19 protein-coding genes and 1 tRNA gene are annotated in these 18,623 nt (G+C 69.6%); 19 read left to right on the forward strand and 1 reads right to left on the reverse strand.

The features are described 5' to 3' along the window. The first annotated feature begins 110 nt into the window (after positions 1–110). From CS1GBM4_RS23305 to CS1GBM4_RS23335, 7 genes are all read left to right on the forward strand, one after another. A tRNA-Ser gene (locus tag CS1GBM4_RS23305) sits at positions 111–200 on the forward strand. A 102-nt stretch (positions 201–302) separates the two neighbouring features. After that, on the forward strand, positions 303–707 hold the full coding sequence (locus CS1GBM4_RS23310) for a nuclear transport factor 2 family protein (RefSeq protein WP_186421155.1): 405 nt from the start codon (positions 303–305) through the stop codon (positions 705–707). A 144-nt stretch (positions 708–851) separates the two neighbouring features. After that, positions 852–1,070, forward strand: coding sequence for a DUF2934 domain-containing protein (locus tag CS1GBM4_RS23315; RefSeq protein ID WP_186421156.1), 219 nt, complete (start codon positions 852–854; stop codon positions 1,068–1,070). A gap of 139 nt (positions 1,071–1,209) precedes the next feature. Beyond that, positions 1,210–1,506 carry a GNAT family N-acetyltransferase gene (locus tag CS1GBM4_RS23320; protein ID WP_186421157.1) on the forward strand — a complete coding sequence of 99 codons (297 nt, stop codon included), beginning with the start codon at positions 1,210–1,212 and terminating at the stop codon, positions 1,504–1,506. Positions 1,507–1,576: 70 nt separating this feature from the next. After that, positions 1,577–2,005, forward strand: a complete 429-nt coding sequence (locus tag CS1GBM4_RS23325; RefSeq protein WP_186421158.1) for a thioesterase family protein — start codon at positions 1,577–1,579, stop codon at positions 2,003–2,005. 66 nt (positions 2,006–2,071) lie between these two features. Then, the gene (locus tag CS1GBM4_RS23330; protein ID WP_244607374.1) at positions 2,072–3,337 is read left to right on the forward strand and encodes a DUF898 family protein; all 1,266 of its coding nucleotides are present in this window, start codon (positions 2,072–2,074) and stop codon (positions 3,335–3,337) included. A gap of 123 nt (positions 3,338–3,460) precedes the next feature. Then, positions 3,461–4,432, forward strand: coding sequence for a M48 family metallopeptidase (locus tag CS1GBM4_RS23335; RefSeq protein ID WP_244607375.1), 972 nt, complete (start codon positions 3,461–3,463; stop codon positions 4,430–4,432). Here CS1GBM4_RS23335 and CS1GBM4_RS23340 read toward each other — a convergent pair. Further along, entirely contained in the window at positions 4,383–4,877 is a 495-nt protein-coding gene (locus CS1GBM4_RS23340; protein ID WP_186421160.1) for an aldehyde-activating protein, read from the reverse strand. The genes CS1GBM4_RS23335 and CS1GBM4_RS23340 overlap by 50 nt on opposite strands. A gap of 143 nt (positions 4,878–5,020) precedes the next feature. Here CS1GBM4_RS23340 and CS1GBM4_RS23345 point away from each other — a divergent pair, with 143 nt between their 5' ends. From CS1GBM4_RS23345 to cysG, 12 genes are all read left to right on the forward strand, one after another. Further along, entirely contained in the window at positions 5,021–5,182 is a 162-nt protein-coding gene (locus tag CS1GBM4_RS23345) for a hypothetical protein (protein WP_186421161.1), read from the forward strand. A 385-nt stretch (positions 5,183–5,567) separates the two neighbouring features. After that, a complete protein-coding gene (gene kdpA / locus CS1GBM4_RS23350) occupies positions 5,568–7,277 on the forward strand; it encodes a potassium-transporting ATPase subunit KdpA (protein WP_186421162.1) in 1,710 nt (569 codons plus the stop codon). 132 nt (positions 7,278–7,409) lie between these two features. After that, positions 7,410–9,446 carry a potassium-transporting ATPase subunit KdpB gene (kdpB, locus tag CS1GBM4_RS23355; RefSeq protein ID WP_186421163.1) on the forward strand — a complete coding sequence of 679 codons (2,037 nt, stop codon included), beginning with the start codon at positions 7,410–7,412 and terminating at the stop codon, positions 9,444–9,446. A 22-nt stretch (positions 9,447–9,468) separates the two neighbouring features. Continuing rightward, entirely contained in the window at positions 9,469–10,050 is a 582-nt protein-coding gene (kdpC, locus tag CS1GBM4_RS23360; RefSeq protein WP_186421164.1) for a potassium-transporting ATPase subunit KdpC, read from the forward strand. 5 nt (positions 10,051–10,055) lie between these two features. Continuing rightward, positions 10,056–12,788 carry a sensor histidine kinase KdpD gene (locus tag CS1GBM4_RS23365; protein ID WP_186421165.1) on the forward strand — a complete coding sequence of 911 codons (2,733 nt, stop codon included), beginning with the start codon at positions 10,056–10,058 and terminating at the stop codon, positions 12,786–12,788. Further along, positions 12,785–13,480, forward strand: coding sequence for a response regulator (locus tag CS1GBM4_RS23370; protein WP_186421166.1), 696 nt, complete (start codon positions 12,785–12,787; stop codon positions 13,478–13,480). The genes CS1GBM4_RS23365 and CS1GBM4_RS23370 overlap by 4 nt, the downstream gene beginning before the upstream one ends. Before the next feature lie 76 nt (positions 13,481–13,556). Continuing rightward, positions 13,557–14,012 carry a hypothetical protein gene (locus tag CS1GBM4_RS23375; protein WP_186421167.1) on the forward strand — a complete coding sequence of 152 codons (456 nt, stop codon included), beginning with the start codon at positions 13,557–13,559 and terminating at the stop codon, positions 14,010–14,012. Positions 14,013–14,207: 195 nt separating this feature from the next. Further along, positions 14,208–14,576 carry a DUF2849 domain-containing protein gene (locus CS1GBM4_RS23380; protein WP_186421168.1) on the forward strand — a complete coding sequence of 123 codons (369 nt, stop codon included), beginning with the start codon at positions 14,208–14,210 and terminating at the stop codon, positions 14,574–14,576. Between the two features lie 3 nt (positions 14,577–14,579). Further along, complete coding sequence (locus CS1GBM4_RS23385; RefSeq protein WP_186421169.1) at positions 14,580–16,250, forward strand: nitrite/sulfite reductase; 1,671 nt, start codon at positions 14,580–14,582, stop codon at positions 16,248–16,250. Next, positions 16,237–16,755 (forward strand): DUF934 domain-containing protein, encoded by a 519-nt coding sequence (locus CS1GBM4_RS23390; protein WP_186421170.1) that lies wholly within the window; start codon positions 16,237–16,239, stop codon positions 16,753–16,755. The genes CS1GBM4_RS23385 and CS1GBM4_RS23390 overlap by 14 nt, the downstream gene beginning before the upstream one ends. Before the next feature lie 76 nt (positions 16,756–16,831). Continuing rightward, positions 16,832–17,011: a hypothetical protein gene (locus CS1GBM4_RS23395; RefSeq protein ID WP_186421171.1), complete on the forward strand. Its 180-nt coding sequence runs from the start codon at positions 16,832–16,834 to the stop codon at positions 17,009–17,011. Continuing rightward, positions 17,008–18,465, forward strand: coding sequence for a siroheme synthase CysG (gene cysG / locus CS1GBM4_RS23400; protein WP_186421172.1), 1,458 nt, complete (start codon positions 17,008–17,010; stop codon positions 18,463–18,465). Before CS1GBM4_RS23395 ends, cysG begins: the two co-directional genes overlap by 4 nt. Positions 18,466–18,623: the final 158 nt, after the last annotated feature.

Raw genomic sequence — 18,623 nt, forward strand, 5'->3', positions numbered from 1 at the left:
ACGCAAGCCGTTGAAAATGGAGCGGTATCCATCCGATCGACGGAAAGCCGCTGCAATCTCCCGTCCCGCGGCTTGCAAAACGCTGCGCGCGGCGGCAATGACGAGCAACCGGAAGGGTGGCCGAGTGGTTTAAGGCAGCGGTCTTGAAAACCGCCGTGGGTGCAAGCCCACCGTGGGTTCGAATCCCACCCCTTCCGCCACTTGTTCCCGATACCGGACACCACTCCAGACCGCCGTGGATTGGCACGCCGCCTTTGCGCTGCGTCAATGCAGGTCGCGGTTCGCCCCGAACCATGGCCGCCATGGCACGGCATCGATTTTCTTCGGACGAGGAACGTGGGCTCTGGGCGCGGGTCGAGGCGCTCTGGCGGCTGGCGGCGGCCCAGGATCGCGCCGGCGTCGTCGCGGCTCTCCACCCCGATTTCTCCGGATGGGTCACGGGACAGCCCGAGCCGCATGACCGCGCTGCGGCGATCGCCTCGGTGGGGCCCTCATGCCCGCGCGTCCTGTCCTATGAGCTGCGGCCGCTCGGCATCGCCATCTTCGACGGCAAGGTCGGCGTCGCTCACTACACCTATGTGGCCGAGGTCGAGTCCGGCGTGAACGGCGCCAGGACCGTGTCCGGCCGCTGGAGCGAAGTCTATCTCCGGCAGGAGGAGCAATGGGCGATGATCTCCGTCAGCGGCGGGCCGGACGGCCAGCGATAGCCGGGCTCGGGCCAACCTTCCGATCGACAGGACCGCGCTGCACGCGAACGCCACATTGCCATGGCAGATTGGAAAAAGAGGCGCGGAGCGCCGCACGGCGCTTCGTCGTGTCCTCGCCGACTGCAACGCAACCAGGAGGACGAGATGAGTCAGCTTGGCAAGGCCGAGCGCGAGATCCGCAGGATCGCCTATGCGCTCTGGATGGAGGAAGGGCAGCCCGAGGGCCGCGACCGCGAGCATTGGGAGGCCGCGAAGGCGATCTGGACCTTCCGCAACCGCAGCGAGGAGATCGCGGACACCGGCGCACAGGACGAGCTCAAGGTCGAGCGCGCCCGCCGACGCGAGCAGGAATGGCTGTCCTGACGAGCGTTTGCGGGGCTGCGCCCGGCCGCAGCCCCGCCATTCCACTCCAGCATGACAGGGCCGCAGACAAGCGGCTGCGCCGCGCCCATATGGTCGAACAGGCGCCGTCCATTCCGGCCGGCGCGTGCGGAGGACGATCATGACGCAGCGATCGGATGGCGGCGCGGCCGAGGTCGTCGAGCGGCCGGAGGCCGGGCGCTTCGAGCTCGATTTCCCGGGCGGGCAGGCCTTCGCGCTCTATCGCAGCGACGGCGACAGGATCGTCGTGACCCATACCGAGGTGCCGGCCGCCTTCAACGGACGCGGCCTCGGCTCGCAGCTGGCAGAAGGCATTTTCCGGATCGCCCGCGTCAGCGGGCGCCGCGTCGTGCCGCGCTGCTCCTTCGTCGCGGCCTGGGCGCACCGGCACCCCGACTATAGGGACGTGCTGGCCTGATCCGCCGGCGGGCCGTTGCCTTGCCGGCGGCGATCGCGTTTGAAGGTCGCCTCGCAGCACGGGGCCAGCCATGCCGGACGATCTCGCCATCACCGATTTTCCGCTGCGCACGCGGGACAAGCTGCGCTATCGCGACACCGACCGCCAGGGACACGTCAACAATTCCGTGTTCTCGACCTTTCTGGAGACCGGGCGGGTCGAGCTGATCTATGACCGCGCCCGCCAGCTGGTCGAACCCGGCGCGGCCTTCGTTATCGCCCGGCTGGAGCTGGATTTCCGGGCCGAGCTGCTCTGGCCCGGCGAGGTCGAGATCGGCTCGCGCATTGCCTCGATCGGCCGGAGCTCGATCCGGCTCGAACAGGCGATCTTCCAGGGCGGGCGCTGCGCCGCCAGCGGCATCACGGTGATGGTCCAGGTGGACGAGGCGACGCGCAGGTCGCGGCCGTTCTCCGAGGCGGTGCGGGAGCGGCTGCAGCAGCTGGCCGGCCCCGCCGCCTGAAGCGCAGGCCGGGCGATGGTCGCGCAATAAAACTTCCGGTTGCATGACGCTTGGGCATCGCGGAGAATGTGGGCGGCCGGCCTGACCAGCGGCCTTCAGTTCGTGCCGGAACCGCTGCTCGCCATGCACCAGATCGCCGATCCCAAGCCAGCCGCGGTCGAGCGGGTCTCGTTCTCCGGCGAGAGACCGGCGTTCCGCCGGCTCGTCATGCGCGGCGCCGGGCTGGAGCTCGTCACCTTCGGCTTCTACCGCTTCTGGCTGGCGACCGACATTCGCCGCCATCTCTGGTCGCATACCGCGGTCGGCGGCGATCCGGCCGAGTATACCGGGCGGCCCCGGGAGCTGTTGATCGGCTTCCTGATCGCCATGGCGATCCTGGTGCCGGTCTACCTCGTCTATTTCCTGATCGGCCTCGAAGCCGAAAGGCTGCAGGCCTTCGCCAGCATCCCGCTCCTGCTGTTTTTCTTCCTGTTCTCCGAGTTCGCCCGCTATCGCGCCCGCCGCTATCGCCTGACCCGCACGGTCTGGCGCGGCCTGCGCTTTTCCATGGGCGGCTCCGGCTGGAGCTACAGCTGGCGCTCGGCTCTGTGGTGGCTGCCGGTCATCCTCGCGGTCGGGCTCGCTTTGCCCTGGCGTCTGGCGGCGCTCGAACGCTTCAAGATGCGCCATGCCGCCTATGGCAGCCTGCAGGGCCGCTTCGACGGGACTGGCGGAGGCCTGTTCAGGAAGACCTGGTGGGTCTGGCTGTCGGCTGTGCTGGTCCTGGCGATCCTTCTGGGGACGCCCGCCCTCGCCCCGCCGACCAGCCGAGCGAATATCGTCCTGTGGCTGATCCTGAGCGGGACCGCCCTCCTGCTTTCGCCCTTCATTTACGCCGCCTTCAAAGCCATCGAATGGCGCTGGTGGGTGTCGGGCATCCGTTTCGGCGATGTCCGCTTCGGGTCACGCCTCGAGACCGGCGCCCTGGTCGGACGCTACTGGGCCTCGATCGGCTGGTTCATGCTGCTTCTGCTGCTGTTCTCGCTGTGGATCGGTTGGGTGTACTGGATCGTCAGCCAGCTCTTCGCGATCGACGGCCCCGGCGAGCAGCGCATGCTGGCGGCGCTGCAGCATCCGGCCTTCATGGTCAGCGGCGGCGTCGGCTACCTGCTCGTCGCGGTCGCGATCGGCGCCGTGGTCCGGCTCTACCTCAATCGCGATGTCTGGGCCCGCGTCGCGCAGAGCGCCCTGGTCTACAATCTCGCGGCGGCGGACGACGTGTCCGGCCAGGGCGAGGCGGCCGGAGCGGTGGGCGAAGGCTTCGCCGACAGCCTCGACATCGCCGGATTCTGAGGACGATGCGGTGGCGCTGCGATGAGTTCGTCTCCGGAAGATCGCCATCCGGCCGTGTATTACGACGGGATCTCGAGCCGCAGGCGGCCGGTCGTACTGCGCTTTGGCGCAGAGCTCGCCATCATGGACGACGATGCCGTGCTCGCCTCCTGGCGCTATGACGACATCCGGCGCGTCGACGGCGCGCGCGGGCTGCGGCTGAGATCGGCTGCGGCGACGGGCCAGGCCCGGCTCGAGATCGAGGACGAGGCCGCCGGCCGGCGCGTTGCCGAGCTTTGCCCTGCGCTCGACCGGGACGGCGGTGGCGGCCAGCCCTGGCGGATCGTCGGCTGGTCGCTCGCTGCCGCGGCCTCGATCGTGCTGATGACGCTCTACGGCATCCCGCTGGTGGCCGACCGGCTGGCGATGATCGTGCCGGCGCCGGCCGAGCAGCGTCTCGGCGAGGCGGTCGACAGGCAGGTGCGGGCGCTGATGGGCGGCAAGCTCTGCACCGGGCCCGAGGGGCAGCGCGCCTTCACGAAAATGGTCGAGGCGCTGAAGCAGGCGGGCGGCGGCAGCGCCGTGCTGGAGGCGCGGGTGCTGTCCTCGCCCGTCCCCAACGCGGTGGCGCTGCCCGGCGGGCGCGTCTACCTCTTCGAGGGGCTGCTGCGCCGTGCCCGCGATCCGGACGAGATCGCCGGCGTGATCGCGCACGAGATCGGCCATGCCGAGCATCGCGACGGGCTGCGCGGCGTGATCCGGACCGGCGGCACCTCCTTCCTGTTCGGCCTGCTGTTCGGCGACATCAGCGGCAGCGGCGCGGTGATCTTCGCCTCGCGCACCTTGCTCAACGCCTCGCATTCGCGCGAGGCGGAGACCGCCGCCGACGATTTCGCGATCAGGGCGATGACGCGGCTCGGCCGCTCGCCGGCGTCGCTCGGCGAGTTCCTCGTGCGGATCACCGGCAGTGGCGGCCGGACCACGCTGCTCGACAGCCATCCGGTCAGCAGCGAGAGACTGGAGCGCATGAAGCAGGCGGCGCCGGCGGAAACCGGGCCGCCGATCCTCACCGAGCAGGAGTGGCGGGCGCTGCAGCGCGTGTGCTCTCAGGGCTGAGCGATCCGCCCTCCTCCGGCCAGCCGACCAGTTCGGTCGGCGTCCAGCGCGCCTTCCGGCGCGCGCGCCGCCCTGCAAGCGCTTCGCCGCTGAAGTCGCGCGGCTCGGCCGGCCTGGTGAAGCGGGCGCGCTCGTCGAGGGCGTCGACATTGATCGTGGTCCAGGCCGCGCCATCCTCGCGCATCAACATGGCGAGATAGACGCCGCAGCGACGGCAGAGGACGACCTCGGAGGCGGAGAGGCCGAAATCGTAGCACTGCAACTGAGCCGGCTCACGAACCACCAGGCGAGCCTTCGCCCCGGCATCCGACACCGTCCGGGCGTTGTGCTTGCGGCAGAAGGAGCATTGGCAGGCTCCGACGATCTCCTCCTCCGGCGGCCGCGGCAGCAGAAGTTCGACGCCGATTGCGCCGCAATGGCAGCCGCCCTTCAGCCGGTGAACCATGACTCCCTCCCGACCCGTGCGCCTCATCACGGCAATTGTGCCCTTGCCGCGATCCTATCAACACAAATGATTGGATGTCGCCTCGAATCGAGGGAACGGAATCGCTCCCGCCGCGTTCGTGCCCCAAAATGCGGGAGGACATCATGAGCAGCCTTGTTGCGGTCTCGGCGCTGTTCCTGGCCGGCGGATTGTCCGGCGTGACCATGGGGATGGTGCCCCTGCAGGGCGTTCTCAACGATTTCTTCTGGGCCGGCCTCGCCCTCTCCGCCTTCATCACCACCGCCGGGCTCGAAGCGTCGAGCTGAGAGCGTCCGCGACTCCGCAGATCATCCCGCAACCGCTCCGCCCCCGCCGCGCATGTGCGCAGGCTCGGCTGCGCGCCGCGCGGCGCCATCCTTATGCCGCCCTTATGCCGCGGCCTTCCCTTCCCGCTCGACCGCTTAGCAGCCGAGGCACCACATCTCCGGCCTGAACCAGGCTGGAGATCCGTCATGGCCGACATCGTCTTCCTCGCGCTCGGAGCCGGGGCCTTCGCGCTCTTCGGCGGCTACGCAGCGCTGCTGCGCAAGGTCTGACGCGATGGCGCTCACCTTGCTCTATGCCGCCGCGGCGCTCGGGCTCGCGCTCTACATGGTCGCCGCGCTGCTGCGCCCCGACCGCTTCTGACACAACGACGAGAGGAGACCTCGCATGGACTGGCGGGGCTGGGCCGAGATCGTCTTCACGATCGCGCTGACGGTGGCCGTGGGCTGGCCGCTCGGCATCTACATGACACGCGTCTGGACGGGCGAGCGAACCCCGCTCGATCCCGTGCTGAAGCCGGTCGAGGCCGGCTTCCATGCCGCTCTCGGCATCGACCGGAACAAGGGGCAGAGCTGGCTCGGCTATGCCGTCGCCTTGCTCGCCTTCAGCGCGGCCGGTTTCGTGCTGCTCTACGCATTGCTGCGGCTGCAGGGCCTGCTGCCGCTGAACCCGCAGGGCTTCGGCGGCGTCTCGCCGCATCTGGCCTTCAACACCGCCGTCAGCTTCGTCACCAACACGAACTGGCAATCCTATGGCGGCGAGACGACGCTGAGCAGCCTCAGCCAAATGGCCGGCCTGACCGTGCAGAACTTCGTCTCGGCCGGTGCGGGCCTCGCCGTGGCGGCCGCCATGGCGCGGGCCTTCGCCGCCGATCGCGGCGAGAGCCTCGGCAATTTCTGGGTCGATCTGACCCGCAACGTTCTCTACGTGCTGTTGCCGCTCTCGATCGCAACGGCGCTGGCGCTCGTCGCCGCGGGCGTGCCGCAGAGCCTCCTCGCCGGCGTCACCGCCAGGACGCTGGAGGGGGCCGACCAGGTCATCGCCCTCTTCCCGGTCGCGAGTCAGGAGGCGATCAAGCAATGGGGCACCAATGGCGGCGGCCTGTTCAACGTGAATTCGGCCCATCCCTTCGAGAATCCGACGCCGCTGACCAACCTGATCGAGGTCGTCTCGCTGAACGCCCTCGCCTTCGGCACCGTCGTCGCCTTCGGCCGCGTCGCGGGAGCCCGCAGGGAGGCGCGTGCCCTGCTCGCCGCGATGGTGATCCTGGTCGGCCTCGGCGCCGCCGCGATCTATTCCTCGGAGACGCTGACGCCGCAGCCCGCCATGGTCGCCGCCGGCATCATCGACGCGCCCGCCAATATGGAAGGCAAGGAGGTGCGCTTCGGCGCCGCCGCCTCGGCGCTCTGGGCGGCGATGACCACCGGCGCCTCGAACGGCTCGGTCAACTCGATGCACGCCAGCTACATGCCGCTCGGCGGCGGCGTCGCGATGTTCCTGATCCAGCTCGGCGAGATCCTGCCCGGCGGCGTCGGCTCCGGCCTCTACGGCATGGTCGTGATGGCGCTGCTCGCGGTGTTCGTCGCCGGGCTGATGGTCGGGCGCACGCCGGAATATCTCGGCAAGAAGGTCGAGGCCCGCGAGATCAAGTTCGCCATGCTGGCGGTGCTGATCCTGCCGCTCGCCATCCTCGGCTTCTCGGCCGTCTCCGCGGCGCTGCCGGCGGCGCTCGAGAGCCTGCTGAACACGGGGCCGCACGGCCTCTCGGAAATCCTCTACGCCTATTCCTCGGCGGCGGGGAACAACGGCTCGGCCTTCGCCGGCCTCAGCGCCAACACGCCCTGGTGGAACACGACACTCGGCATCGCCATGCTGCTCGGCCGCTTCGCCTATGCGGTTCCGGTGCTGGCCATCGCCGGCGCCATCGCCGCCAAGCCGAAGCTCGCGCCGACCGCCGGCACCTTGCCGAGCGATTCCCCGCTCTTCGTCGGCCTGCTCGTCGGCATCATCCTGATCCTGGGCGGGCTGCAATTCTTCCCCGCGCTCGCGCTCGGGCCGATCGTCGAGCACTTCCAAGTGCTTGCGGCGGCCCGCTGAGCAAGTTCCGCAAAAGTGGGAACCACTTTTGCGATGAGAACATGCTCAACAAATTCAATTGGCGCGAATTCTTCTCGTTTGGCCGGAATCGGCCGAACGGAAAGCGCGCCGGCCGTCAAAGGAACTGTGTCGATGAGTGTCTCACTCGCCAAATCCGCTGCCTTCAACCAGGCCGTGGTGCTCACGGCGCTGAAGAGCGCCGTGAGCAAGCTCGATCCGCGCCCACTGACCGGCAACCCGGTCATCCTCGCGACCGAGGTCGTCGCGGTGCTCGCCAGCGTCTCGGCCGTCGTCGCGCTCGCAGATGGCAAGCCCGCGACCTTCCCGATCCAGATCGCGGTCTGGCTCTGGCTCACCGTGGTCTTCGCCAATTTCGCCGAGGCGATCGCCGAGGGGCGCGGCAAGGCGGCGGCGGATTCGCTGCGCGCAACCCGCGTCACCACCAAGGCCAAGCTGATCATCGACGCGTCCCGCGACGCGATGATCCCGACGCCGGCTCACGAACTCGCGCCGGGTGACGTCGTCCTGGTCGAGGCCGGCGAGGTCATCCCCGCCGATGGGGAGATCATCGCGGGCGTCGCCTCGGTCAACGAGGCCGCGATCACCGGCGAATCCGCCCCCGTGATCCGCGAGAGCGGCGGCGACCGCTCGGCCGTCACCGGCGGCACCACGGTGGTCTCCGACTGGATCAAGGTGAAGGTGACCTCGCGGCCCGGCTCCTCCTTCCTCGACCGCATGATCGCGATGGTCGAGGGCGCCGACCGGCGCAAGACCCCGAACGAGCTCGCGCTCGCCGTGCTGCTCGCCGGCCTGACCCTGGTCTTCCTGATCGCGGTGGTGACGCTGACCGGGCTCGGCGCCCTGTCCGGCGTCTCGCTCGACCCGATGGTGCTGGGCGCGCTCTTCGTCACGCTGATCCCGACCACGATCGGCGGCCTGCTGAGCGCGGTCGGCATCGCCGGCATGGACCGGCTCCTGAAAGTGAATGTGCTGGCGACCTCAGGCCGCGCCGTCGAGGCCGCCGGCGACGTCGACACGCTGCTGCTCGACAAGACCGGCACGATCACCTTCGGCAACCGCATGGCGGTTGAGGTGATCCCGGTTCCCGGCGTGCGCCCGGATGCGGCGCTGCGGGCAGCGCTGATGGCCTCGCTCGCCGACGAGACGCCGGAAGGCCGCTCGATCGTCGCGCTCGCCCGCGACCAGGGCGTCACCGCCGAGATCCCGGCCGGGGCGACCGCGATCCCGTTCAGCGCCACCACGCGCCAGTCCGGCTTGGACCTCAATGGAAAATCCTGGCGCAAGGGCGCGGTCGACGCGGTGATCCGGACGCTCGACCTCGCCGACAGCCAGGTGCCGGCGGAGCTGCGCCATGCCGTCGACGGCATCGCCCGCTCGGGCGGCACGCCGCTCGCCGTCAGCGAGAACGGCGCGCTGGTCAGCGTCATTCACCTGAAGGACGTGGTCAAGCCGGGCGTGAAGGAGCGCTTCGCCGATCTGCGCCGGATGGGCGTGCGCACGGTGATGATCACCGGCGACAACCCCGTCACCGCGGCGGCGATCGCCTCGGAGGCCGGCGTCGACGACTTCCTCGCCGAGGCGACGCCGGAGGACAAGCTGCGGATGATCCGGGCCGAGCAGGCCAAGGGCCGGCTCGTCGCCATGTGCGGCGACGGTGCCAACGACGCCCCGGCCCTCGCCCAGGCCGATGTCGGCGTCGCGATGCAGACCGGCGCGCAGGCGGCGCGCGAAGCCGGCAACATGGTCGATCTCGACAGCGACCCGACCAAGGTCCTGGAGATCGTCGAGGTCGGCAAGCAATTGCTGATCACCCGCGGCGCGCTGACCACCTTCTCGATCGCCAACGACGTGGCGAAGTATTTCGCCATCATTCCGGCGCTCTTCGTCGGCTCGCTGCCGGCGCTCGGCGCGCTCAACATCATGGGGCTGGCGAGCCCGCAGAGCGCGATCCTCTCGGCGGTGATCTTCAATGCGCTGGTCATCATCGCGCTGATCCCGCTGGCGCTGCGCGGCGTGCGCTACCGGGCGATCGGCGCGGCCAGGCTGCTCTCGCGCAATCTCACCCTCTACGGCATCGGCGGCCTGGTCGCGCCCTTCGTCGGCATCAAGCTGATCGACCTCGTCGTCGCGGCCTTCGGGCTCGCCTGATGATCGAAACTGGACACTTGCCATGATCGCCAATCTCCGCCCCGCCATCGTCTCGATGGTCCTCTTCACCGCCCTGCTGGGCCTGGCCTATCCGCTCGGCGTCACCGGGCTGGCGCAGCTCCTCTTCCCGGCGCAGGCCGGCGGCTCGCTGATCCGCAACGCCGCCGGTGGGATCGTCGGCTCGCGCTGGATCGGGCAGAGCTTCAGGGACGAGGGCTATCTGCGTCCCCGCCCTTCCGCCGCCGGCGAGGACGGCTATGACGCGTCGAATTCCTCCGGCTCGAATCTGGGGCCCCTGAACCAGGACCTCGCCGCTCGCGTCAAGGCCGACGCCGCGGCCCTGCGCGGCGAGAGCGACGCGCCGATCCCTGTCGACGCGGTCACCACATCCGGCTCGGGCCTCGACCCGCATGTCTCGCCAGCCAATGCGGAAAGGCAGGTTCTGCGCATCGCCGCGGCCCGCAAGGCTCCGGCGGCGGAGGTTCAGGCGCTGATCGCGGCGAATACTGAGGGTTCGACCTTCGGCCTGTTCGGCGAGCCGCGCGTCAACGTGCTCGCCGTCAATTTGGCTCTCGACGCGCGCTGGCCGCGCGCTCAACGTTAGGTGCTATGGCGAACGACGAATCCCAGTTCCGCGAGGCAGGGCGGCCCGATCCCGACGCCCTGCTGGCTTCAGCCGGCCGCGGCAAGCGCGGCCGGCTGAAGATCTTTCTCGGCATGGCGCCGGGCGTCGGCAAGACCTACGAGATGCTGACCCAGGCCAGGCGCGTCCAGGAGGAGCATGGCGAGGTGCTGGTCGGCGTCGTCGAGACGCATGGGCGCCGCGAGACCGAAGAGCTGCTCGACGGGCTCGAGGTGATGGCGCGCCGGCCGCTCGAGCATCGCGGCCGGCTGATGATGGAGTTCGACCTCGACGCCGCGCTCGCCCTGAAGCCGAAGCTGCTGCTGGTCGACGAATACGCCCACTCGAACGCGCCGGGCAGCCGCCATCCCAAGCGCTGGCAGGATGTCGAGGAATTGCTCGCCTCCGGTATCGACGTCTGGACGACGCTGAACGTCCAGCATCTCGAAAGCCTGGTCGACGTCGTCTGGAAAATCACCGGTGTCCGCCAGCGCGAAACCGTGCCGGACAGCGCGCTGAGCCGCGCCGACGAAATCGAGCTGATCGACATCACGCCGACCGAGCTCCGCCAGCGCATGGAAGAAGGCAAGGTCTATGTCCCCGAGACCGCGCGGCTCGCTGCCGGCAACTTCTTCAAGCCGGAGAATCTGACGGCGCTGCGCGAGCTGGCGCTGCGCCGGGCGGCGCAGACGGTCGACGACCAGCTCAGCCAGGCGATGAAGCGGGCCGGCGTCCAGGGGCCGTGGGCGGCGGGCGAGCGCATCCTCGTGCTGATCGGCCCCGATACGATGGCCGGATCGCTGGTCAGGGTCGGGCGGCGGCTGTCGGACATGATGATGGACGCGCCCTGGACGGTCGCCCATGTCGAGCGGCCCAATCGCGGCGGTCCGGACGAGGGCAAGGGCGCCCATCTCGTCGAGGCGCTGCGCCTCGCCGAGCAACTCGGCGGCGCCAGCGTCGTGCTGACCGGCGACGATCTCGTCGGGACGGTGCTGGACTACGCCCGCCGCAACAACGTCACCCAGATCGTCGTCGGCAAGTCCCATCACAAGGGCTGGCGGGCCTGGTTTCGGCGCTCGCTCGCGCCTGAGCTGCTGAAGGCGGAGAACGGGGCGGCTCTCCACATCGTCACCGAGGTCACGAGCGGGCCGGCGCGGCATACGCTCCCTCTTTCGGCCCGAACAAGGCCCGACTGGCTCGGTCATGCCGGCGCAGTCGCCATGGTCGGGGCGGCGATCGGCCTCGCCGAGCTGATCGACAGGCGGGTCGAGAACGTCAACCTGGCCATGCTGTTCATGGTGAGCGCGCTCGGCGCCGGCCTCGCCTTCGGCCTCTGGCCGGCGGTGACGGCCGCGGCGCTTGCGGCCTTCGCCTACAATTTCTTTTTCCTGGAGCCGCGCCTGACCGTCTGGATCGGCCACCCGGCCGATGTCCTGACCTTCCTGGTCTTCTTCGCCGTCGCGATGACCACGGGCAGCCTCACCGGGCGTATCCGCGACCAGGCCAAGGCGACGGCGCGGCGGGCCTCCGCGATCACTGCGCTGTTGGCCGCCAGCCGGCGTCTCTCGGCGGTCTCGCGCCGCGAGGAGGCCGCCGCCATCCTGGCGGAGCAGGTCTCGGCTGCGACGTCGGGCCGGGTGGTCGTCCTGCTGCCCAGCGACGGCGAGATCGTGGCCGTCGCCGGTGCCCCTGCACTCGAGGCGTTGTCCACCGCCGACATGACCGCCGCGCGCTGGACCTGGAATCGCGGCGAGCCAGCGGGCGCAGGCACCGGAACCCTGCCGAACGTGGCCTGGACCTTCCGGCCGCTGCAGGGCGTACGTGCCCGCTCCGGCGTGGTCGGCTTCGAGCCGAAGGCGCTGGCGACGGCCGAGAACGAGCGCTTTGCGCTGGCGCTGCTCGATCAGGGGGCGATCGCGATCGAACGGGCCGAGCTCGCCGCCGCCGCCGTCGATGCCGAGGCGCTGCGCCGCAGCGACCGGCTGCGCTCGGCGCTGCTGAACTCGGTCAGCCACGATCTGCGCACGCCGCTGGCCACCGTGCTCGGCTCGGCGACGACGCTGATCGACTATGGCGAGGGCCTGAGACCGGCGGTGCGCGACGACCTCCTGCTCTCGATCCGCGAGGAGGCCGAGCGGCTGAACCGCTATGTCGGCGACCTGCTCGACATGACCAGGCTCGAAGGCGGGGCGCTGGTGGCGCGGCGCGACTGGATCGACGTCCGCGACGTGATCGCGGCGGCGCTGGGGCGCGTCGCGAGGCGGCTGGGTCAGCGCCGGGTCCAGCGCGATTTCCCGGCCGAGCTCTCTCTGGTCCGGGCCGATCCGGCCCTGCTGGAGCAGGTGCTGGTCAACATCCTGGAGAACGCCATCGCCTATAGCGAGGATGGTGCGCTGATCGATGCCGCAGCCTATGAGGACCGCGGCAATGTCGTGATCTCGATCGAGGACGAGGGCCGCGGCATCCCGACCGCCGAGCTGGAGCGCGTCTTCGAGAAATTCCGGCGGCTGGAGGAATCGACAGATCGCGGGGGCGAGCGCGGCAAGGGGGCCGGCCTCGGCCTCGCCATCGCCAAAGGTTTCGTCGAAGCGATGGGCGGCCGCATCGCCGCCGCCTCCCCGATCCACGACCGCCCGGACGGCAGCAAGGACGGTTCCCGCATCCTGATCAGCCTGCGCAAGGACGCCGCGGGCGCCGACAGCACGAGCCCGCGATCATGACCGCCTTCCGCCCGCGCATTCTCGTCATCGACGACGAGCCGCAGATCCACCGCTTCCTGGGGCCCGCGCTGGACGCCGCCGGCTACGAGCCGATCCGCGCCGACGACGCCACCGCGGGCCTGCGCGAGATCGCCCGCAAGCCGCCGGACGCGGTCGTGCTCGATCTCGGCCTGCCCGACATGGACGGCAAGGAGGCGCTCGCCAAGGCGCGGGCCTTCTATGACGGGCCGGTGATCATCCTGTCCGCCCGCGACCGGGAGACCGAGAAGATCGACGCGCTCGATGCCGGCGCCGACGATTATGTCGAGAAGCCCTTCGGCGTCGGCGAACTGCTCGCCCGCCTGCGCGTCGCGCTGCGCCATCGCATCGAGCGGCAGGGCGCGGCCCCCGCGCTCCTGGTTGGCGATGTCGAGATCGATCTCGTGAACCGCCGGATCAGCAAGGGCGGGGCAGCGGTGAAGCTCTCGCCGAAGGAGTACGACCTGCTCGCCTGCCTCGCCGGCGGGAACGGCCGGGTCCTGACCCACAGGCAGATCCTCACCGCCGTCTGGGGCCCCGCCCATGAGCACGACGTGCAGTATCTGCGCGTCTTCGTCGGCCAGCTCCGGCAGAAGCTGGAGGACGATCCGGCCGAGCCCCGGCTGATCGAGACCGAGCCGGGCGTCGGCTATCGGCTGGGAGGACTGGTCTGAGGCACATGACGTGCAATCTCTTGCCGTGACCTGGCAAGGCTCATAGCGTTTGCGTCGTGGCGGAGACGGAACGGCGATGCGCAGCCTGACTCTGGGCCTTCTGCTTTGCGCCGGCTCAGCGGCCGGGGCCGCGGCGGAGTGGAGGCCGAGCATCTTCGACGGCGAGAGCAAACGGGCGATCCAGGGCTGCTCGGCGACGATGACCGACGACGCCTGGTCCTGTGCCTTCATCCGCTGCGAGGCGGACAGGCAGCTGGGGCTCTATCTCGATATCCCCGGCGTGCTCTCGGAAGGACCGATCACTCTCGCGATCGACGGCCGCGATTTCCGGCTCGCGCTGCAGCCGACGCGCGGCCCGTTCGGCGACGCCCATCGGGTCGCCGGCGCCGGCGCCGAGATGTTCGCGGCCTTCGCGACCGGCCGCTCGCTGCGCATTCGGCAGGACGGCATCAAGAAAGGCTATGATGCGATCCCGCTCGCCGGGATCGCCCCGGCGCTGCGGAAGCTGAGCCAATCCTGCCAGCCGCGCTGAGCGCGTTCCAGGCGGCTGCCGCGCTCGCTCGCAGAGAAGAAAGTTCCATCGCGGCCAGCGCCGCGCAGCTTGGAAGAGAGATTTCCTCTTTTCGAATGGCAATAAGAAAAATCACACTACCGACCGTGAATTGATGCTCGATGGTCGCTGCTTTATGTAAAACGTTCGGAATAGCGAACGTGTCGAGCATCATTCATGGCTGCCGCCAAGCGCCCTGCCCTGCCGGTGATCCTGCTGGCAAACGACCTGCTCGACGGCGACGTCGTCTTCGCGACGGGTGATGCTCACGGCCTGTGCTGGTCGCGCGACCCGGGCGCGGCGCTGATCGGGCATGACGAGGCGACGGCCGATCGGCTCGATGCCTTCGCCGCCGCCGAGCTCGGCGGTCAGCGCGTCGTCGATGCCTATCTGGTCGACGTCGCGGTCGAGGGCGGTGTGCCGGTGCCGCGCCATTACCGCGAGCGGATGAAGACGACCGGCCCAAGCGTCCGGCGCGATCTCGGCAAGCAGGCCGACCTGCCGCTCGCCGAGGCCTTCACAAGAACTGCCTTTGCGAGGGCCTGACGCATGTACCGCTACGACGAATTCGACGAACGCTTCGTGCGCGAGCGCGTCGCCCAGTTCCGCGACCAGGTCGGCCGGCGGCTGAGTGGCGCGCTGACCGAGGACGAGTTCAAGCCGCTGCGCCTGAAGAACGGCGTCTATCTGCAGCTGCACGCCTATATGCTGCGGATCGCGGTTCCCTACGGCACGCTGTCGGCGAGGCAGATGCGCCAGCTCGCGCTGATCGGCGAGCGCTATGACCGCGGCTACGGTCATTTCACCACGCGCACCAACCTCCAGTTCAACTGGCCGAAGCTGCGCGACATCCCGGACATTCTCGACCTGCTCGCCGATGTCGAGATGCACGCGATCCAGACCTCGGGCAACTGCATCCGCAACGTCACGGCCGACCATTTCGCCGGCGTCGCGCCGGACGAGATCGAGGACCCGCGCCCGACGGCCGAGCTGATCCGGCAATGGTCGAGCCTGCATCCCGAATTCGATTACCTGCCGCGCAAGTTCAAGATCGCGGTGACCGGCGCCGCGCATGACCGCGCGGTGATCAAGGCGCACGATATCGGCCTGCGCATCCTGCGCCATCCGGACACGAACGAGATCGGCTACGAGGTCGTCGTCGGCGGCGGCCTCGGCCGGACGCCGATGATCGGCAAGACCGTGCGCGAATTCCTGCCCAAAGCCGACCTGCTCGCCTATCTCGAGGCGATCATGCGAGTCTACAATCTCGAAGGCCGGCGCGACAACAAGTACAAGGCCAGGGTCAAAATCCTGGTCCACGAGATCGGCACCGCGGAGTTCTCGCGCCGGGTCGAGGAGGAATTCGCCCGGCTCGACGGCCCGTCGGTGAATGCCGATCCCGCCGAGGTCGCCCGCATCGCCGCCTATTTCGCGCCGCCGGCCTATGAGGCGCTGCCTGCGACCAGCGGCGCCTTCGAGACGGCCAAGGCCGGCAATCCCGACTTCGCCCGCTGGGTCGAGACGAACGTCACGCCGCACCGCCAGCAGGGCTATGCGGCGGCGACGATCTCGCTGAAGCCGATCGGTGCGCCTCCCGGCGACGCCTCGAGCGCGCAGATGCGCCTCGTCGCCGACCTGGCCGAGGCGTTCTCCTTGTCCGAGATCCGCGTCACCCATGCGCAGAACCTCGTCCTGCCGCATGTGAAGCTGTCGGACCTGTTCGCGCTCTGGCAGCGCCTCGGCGAGGCCGGGCTGGCGACGGCGAATGCCGGGCTGATCACCGACATCATCGCCTGCCCCGGCCTCGACTATTGCGCACTGGCGACGGCCCGCTCGATCCCGATCGCGCAGGCGGTGGCGAAGCGCTTCGCCGATCCGGCGCGGCAGAAGGAGATCGGTGTGCTCAACGTCAAGATCTCCGGCTGCATCAATGCCTGCGGCCATCACCATGTCGGCCATATCGGCATTCTCGGCCTCGAGAAACGCGGCATCGAATCCTATCAGATCACGCTCGGCGGCGACGCGACCGAGACCGCGGCGATCGGCGAGATCCTCGGTCCGGGCCTGGCGGCGGAAGACGTGCCCGACGCGATCGAGCGCATCGTTTCCGTCTATCTGGCGCAGCGCCGGGCGGGCGAGAGCTTCATCGACAACGTCCGCCGGATCGGGCTCGCACCCTTCAAGGCGGCTTTCCAGGAGGCGAGCCATGCCGTTGCTTGATCGCCACGGAGCCAAGGCCGATCTCTGGACCCGCAGCGAGGGCGCCGCTATCGGCAATCTCTCGCATGCGCTCGTTGCCTGGGCGGCGCTGCCCGAGGCGCTGGCGCAGAGGAGCCGCGACCAGCGCATCGGCGCCGTCCTTCCCAATACCGTGCGGATGTCCGAGTTGAAGCTGGTGATGCGGCAGCTCTCGCTGATCGCGATCGGCTTCCCGTCCTTCGCCGACGGGCGCGGCTTCAGCCTGGCGCGGCTGATCCGCAATCACGGCTTCGCCGGCAGCCTGCGCGCCAGCGGGCCGCTGATTCCCGATCAGTTCGCCTACGCGCTGGCCTGCGGCTTCGACGAGGTCGAGCTGCCGCAGGAGAGCGCGGCGCGCCAGCCGGTCGAGCAATGGCTGACGGCGCTCGGCCGGATCAGCCATGGCTATCAGCGCGGCTATGGCGACAGTGGCAACATCCTCGACCGGCGCCGCGCGGCGCGGCTGAAGCATGCCGCGGCCTGCTGACGCCATGCCCGGCTCGGCCCCATCCGGCATGCGGCGGCCGGCCGACCGCCACAGCGACGATCAATGGGAGGAGGCCATGCTGAACGACGTCCTCGAGCGTGGAATCGGCCGGTCGGCTCCCGGTCCACGCGAGCGCTGGTTCGATCTTTGCTTCCGGCTTATCATCCTGGTGCTTGCCGGTCTGTGGCTGTTCGTGCCACCTGCGGGCGACACCCGGACGCAACCCGTTGTGAAGGCCGCAGCGACGCAAAGATGAGCGCAAGACGCCCGGAAGCCACCGCCCCGCGCCGGATCGACCGGCTGGCGACCCTGCCCCTCTTCCACAGGCTGGAGGGACGCAGAATCGTGCTCGCGGGAGCGAGCGAGGGCGCGCTCTGGAAGGCCGAGCTGCTCGCCGCGGCGGGCGGAGACCTGCTGATCCTCGCCGGCGATGCGCCCGAGCTGTTCGCCGGCCTCGCCGCCGACCCGCCGGCCGGCTCGGTGACGGTGCTGCCGCGCGTCTGGCGCCCTGACGATCTCGCCGGCGCCGCGCTCGCCGTCGCCGATGTCGAAGCGCTCGCCGAAGCCGGCGCCTTCGCGGCCGCGGCGCGGCGGGCCGGCGTCCCGGTCAATGTGGTCGACAGGCCGGAGTTCTGCGATTTCGCCTTCGGCTCGCTGGTCAATCGCTCGCCGCTGGTGGTCGCGATCTCGACCGACGGGGCCGCTCCCGTCTTCGGCCAGGCGATCCGGGCGAAGATCGAGGCGCTGCTGCCGGCGGGCCTCAAGGCCTGGGCGCAGGCCGCGCACGATTGGCGTCCATTGGTGAGGGCGCGCGAGCTCGCCTTCCCCCTGCGCCGCGATTTCTGGGAGCGCTTCACCGCCAGGGCGCTGGCCGAGCCGCAGCGCCAGCCCGATGACGGCGACCGCGGCGACCTTCTGGCGGCGCTCGAGCAGATCGAGCGCACCGGAGCGGCGCATGGCCGCGTCACGCTGGTCGGCGCCGGCCCCGGCGATCCGGAGCTGCTGACGCTGAAGGCGATCCGGGCGCTGCAGAGCGCCGACATCATCCTCTATGACGATCTCGTCTCGGCCGGCGTGCTCGAGCTCGCCCGGCGCGAAGCCAGGCGCATGCTGGTCGGCAAGCAGGGTTACGGCCCGGCGGTGAAGCAGGACGACATCAATGCGATGCTGGTCTCGCTCGCCGGCCAGGGCAAGCATGTGGTTCGCCTGAAGGGCGGCGATCCCGGAATCTTCGGACGCGCCGGCGAGGAAATCGAGGCCTGCCGGCGCGCGGGCATCCCGGTCGCCATCGTGCCCGGCATCTCGGCGGCGCAGGGCGCGGCGGCAGCGCTCGGCCTTTCGCTCACCCATCGCGATCACGCCCGCCGGCTGCAATTCGTCACCGGGCACGCCCGCGACGGCAAGCTGCCGCAGGATCTCGACTGGAAGGCGCTCGCCGATCCGGCGGCGACCACGGCGCTCTACATGGCGCGCGCCACCCTGCCGCTGTTCCGCGAGAAGGCCCTCGCGGCCGGCCTCGACCCGGCGACGCCGGCGATCGCGGTGCTCGGCGCCACCACGCCCGCGGAAGCGCGGATCGCGAGCACGATCGCGCAATTGCCCGAGCAGCTCGGCGAGCTGCCGAGTCGAGGACCGGTCCTCGTCCTGATCGGGCATGCCATGGGCGCGGCCCTGCCGGCCGCCGCCAGCGCGAGGCTGGCCAAGGTCTGAAACCAACCAAAGCAGCGGAGATCGGTTTTCTCTCTGGCGCGGAAAGTTCGAAAGGGCTCTACTGCCCTCACCGGTTGAGGGACGACCGCCAATCCAGTACGTTCTGTTTGTTATTCAGAACACATTTGAACTGTTCGAACGGTTCGAAGCGCTGTTCC

This window comes from Allobosea sp. CS1GBMeth4 (assembly GCF_900185715.1).
Taxonomy (GTDB): Bacteria; Pseudomonadota; Alphaproteobacteria; order Rhizobiales; family Beijerinckiaceae; genus Allobosea.

Coding starts and splice junctions, on each gene's coding strand:
- CS1GBM4_RS23365 (WP_186421165.1), top strand. CDS start 10,056: ATGGCGAACGACGAATCCCAGTTCCGCGAGGCAGGGCGGCCCGATCCC.
- CS1GBM4_RS23340 (WP_186421160.1), bottom strand. CDS start 4,877: ATGGTTCACCGGCTGAAGGGCGGCTGCCATTGCGGCGCAATCGGCGTC.
- CS1GBM4_RS23315 (WP_186421156.1), top strand. CDS start 852: ATGAGTCAGCTTGGCAAGGCCGAGCGCGAGATCCGCAGGATCGCCTAT.
- CS1GBM4_RS23320 (WP_186421157.1), top strand. CDS start 1,210: ATGACGCAGCGATCGGATGGCGGCGCGGCCGAGGTCGTCGAGCGGCCG.
- CS1GBM4_RS23325 (WP_186421158.1), top strand. CDS start 1,577: ATGCCGGACGATCTCGCCATCACCGATTTTCCGCTGCGCACGCGGGAC.
- CS1GBM4_RS23380 (WP_186421168.1), top strand. CDS start 14,208: ATGGCTGCCGCCAAGCGCCCTGCCCTGCCGGTGATCCTGCTGGCAAAC.
- CS1GBM4_RS23370 (WP_186421166.1), top strand. CDS start 12,785: ATGACCGCCTTCCGCCCGCGCATTCTCGTCATCGACGACGAGCCGCAG.
- CS1GBM4_RS23390 (WP_186421170.1), top strand. CDS start 16,237: ATGCCGTTGCTTGATCGCCACGGAGCCAAGGCCGATCTCTGGACCCGC.
- CS1GBM4_RS23395 (WP_186421171.1), top strand. CDS start 16,832: ATGCTGAACGACGTCCTCGAGCGTGGAATCGGCCGGTCGGCTCCCGGT.
- CS1GBM4_RS23375 (WP_186421167.1), top strand. CDS start 13,557: ATGCGCAGCCTGACTCTGGGCCTTCTGCTTTGCGCCGGCTCAGCGGCC.
- kdpC (WP_186421164.1), top strand. CDS start 9,469: ATGATCGCCAATCTCCGCCCCGCCATCGTCTCGATGGTCCTCTTCACC.
- kdpA (WP_186421162.1), top strand. CDS start 5,568: ATGGACTGGCGGGGCTGGGCCGAGATCGTCTTCACGATCGCGCTGACG.
- CS1GBM4_RS23330 (WP_244607374.1), top strand. CDS start 2,072: ATGTGGGCGGCCGGCCTGACCAGCGGCCTTCAGTTCGTGCCGGAACCG.
- CS1GBM4_RS23345 (WP_186421161.1), top strand. CDS start 5,021: ATGAGCAGCCTTGTTGCGGTCTCGGCGCTGTTCCTGGCCGGCGGATTG.
- CS1GBM4_RS23335 (WP_244607375.1), top strand. CDS start 3,461: ATGGACGACGATGCCGTGCTCGCCTCCTGGCGCTATGACGACATCCGG.
- CS1GBM4_RS23385 (WP_186421169.1), top strand. CDS start 14,580: ATGTACCGCTACGACGAATTCGACGAACGCTTCGTGCGCGAGCGCGTC.
- kdpB (WP_186421163.1), top strand. CDS start 7,410: ATGAGTGTCTCACTCGCCAAATCCGCTGCCTTCAACCAGGCCGTGGTG.
- CS1GBM4_RS23310 (WP_186421155.1), top strand. CDS start 303: ATGGCACGGCATCGATTTTCTTCGGACGAGGAACGTGGGCTCTGGGCG.
- cysG (WP_186421172.1), top strand. CDS start 17,008: ATGAGCGCAAGACGCCCGGAAGCCACCGCCCCGCGCCGGATCGACCGG.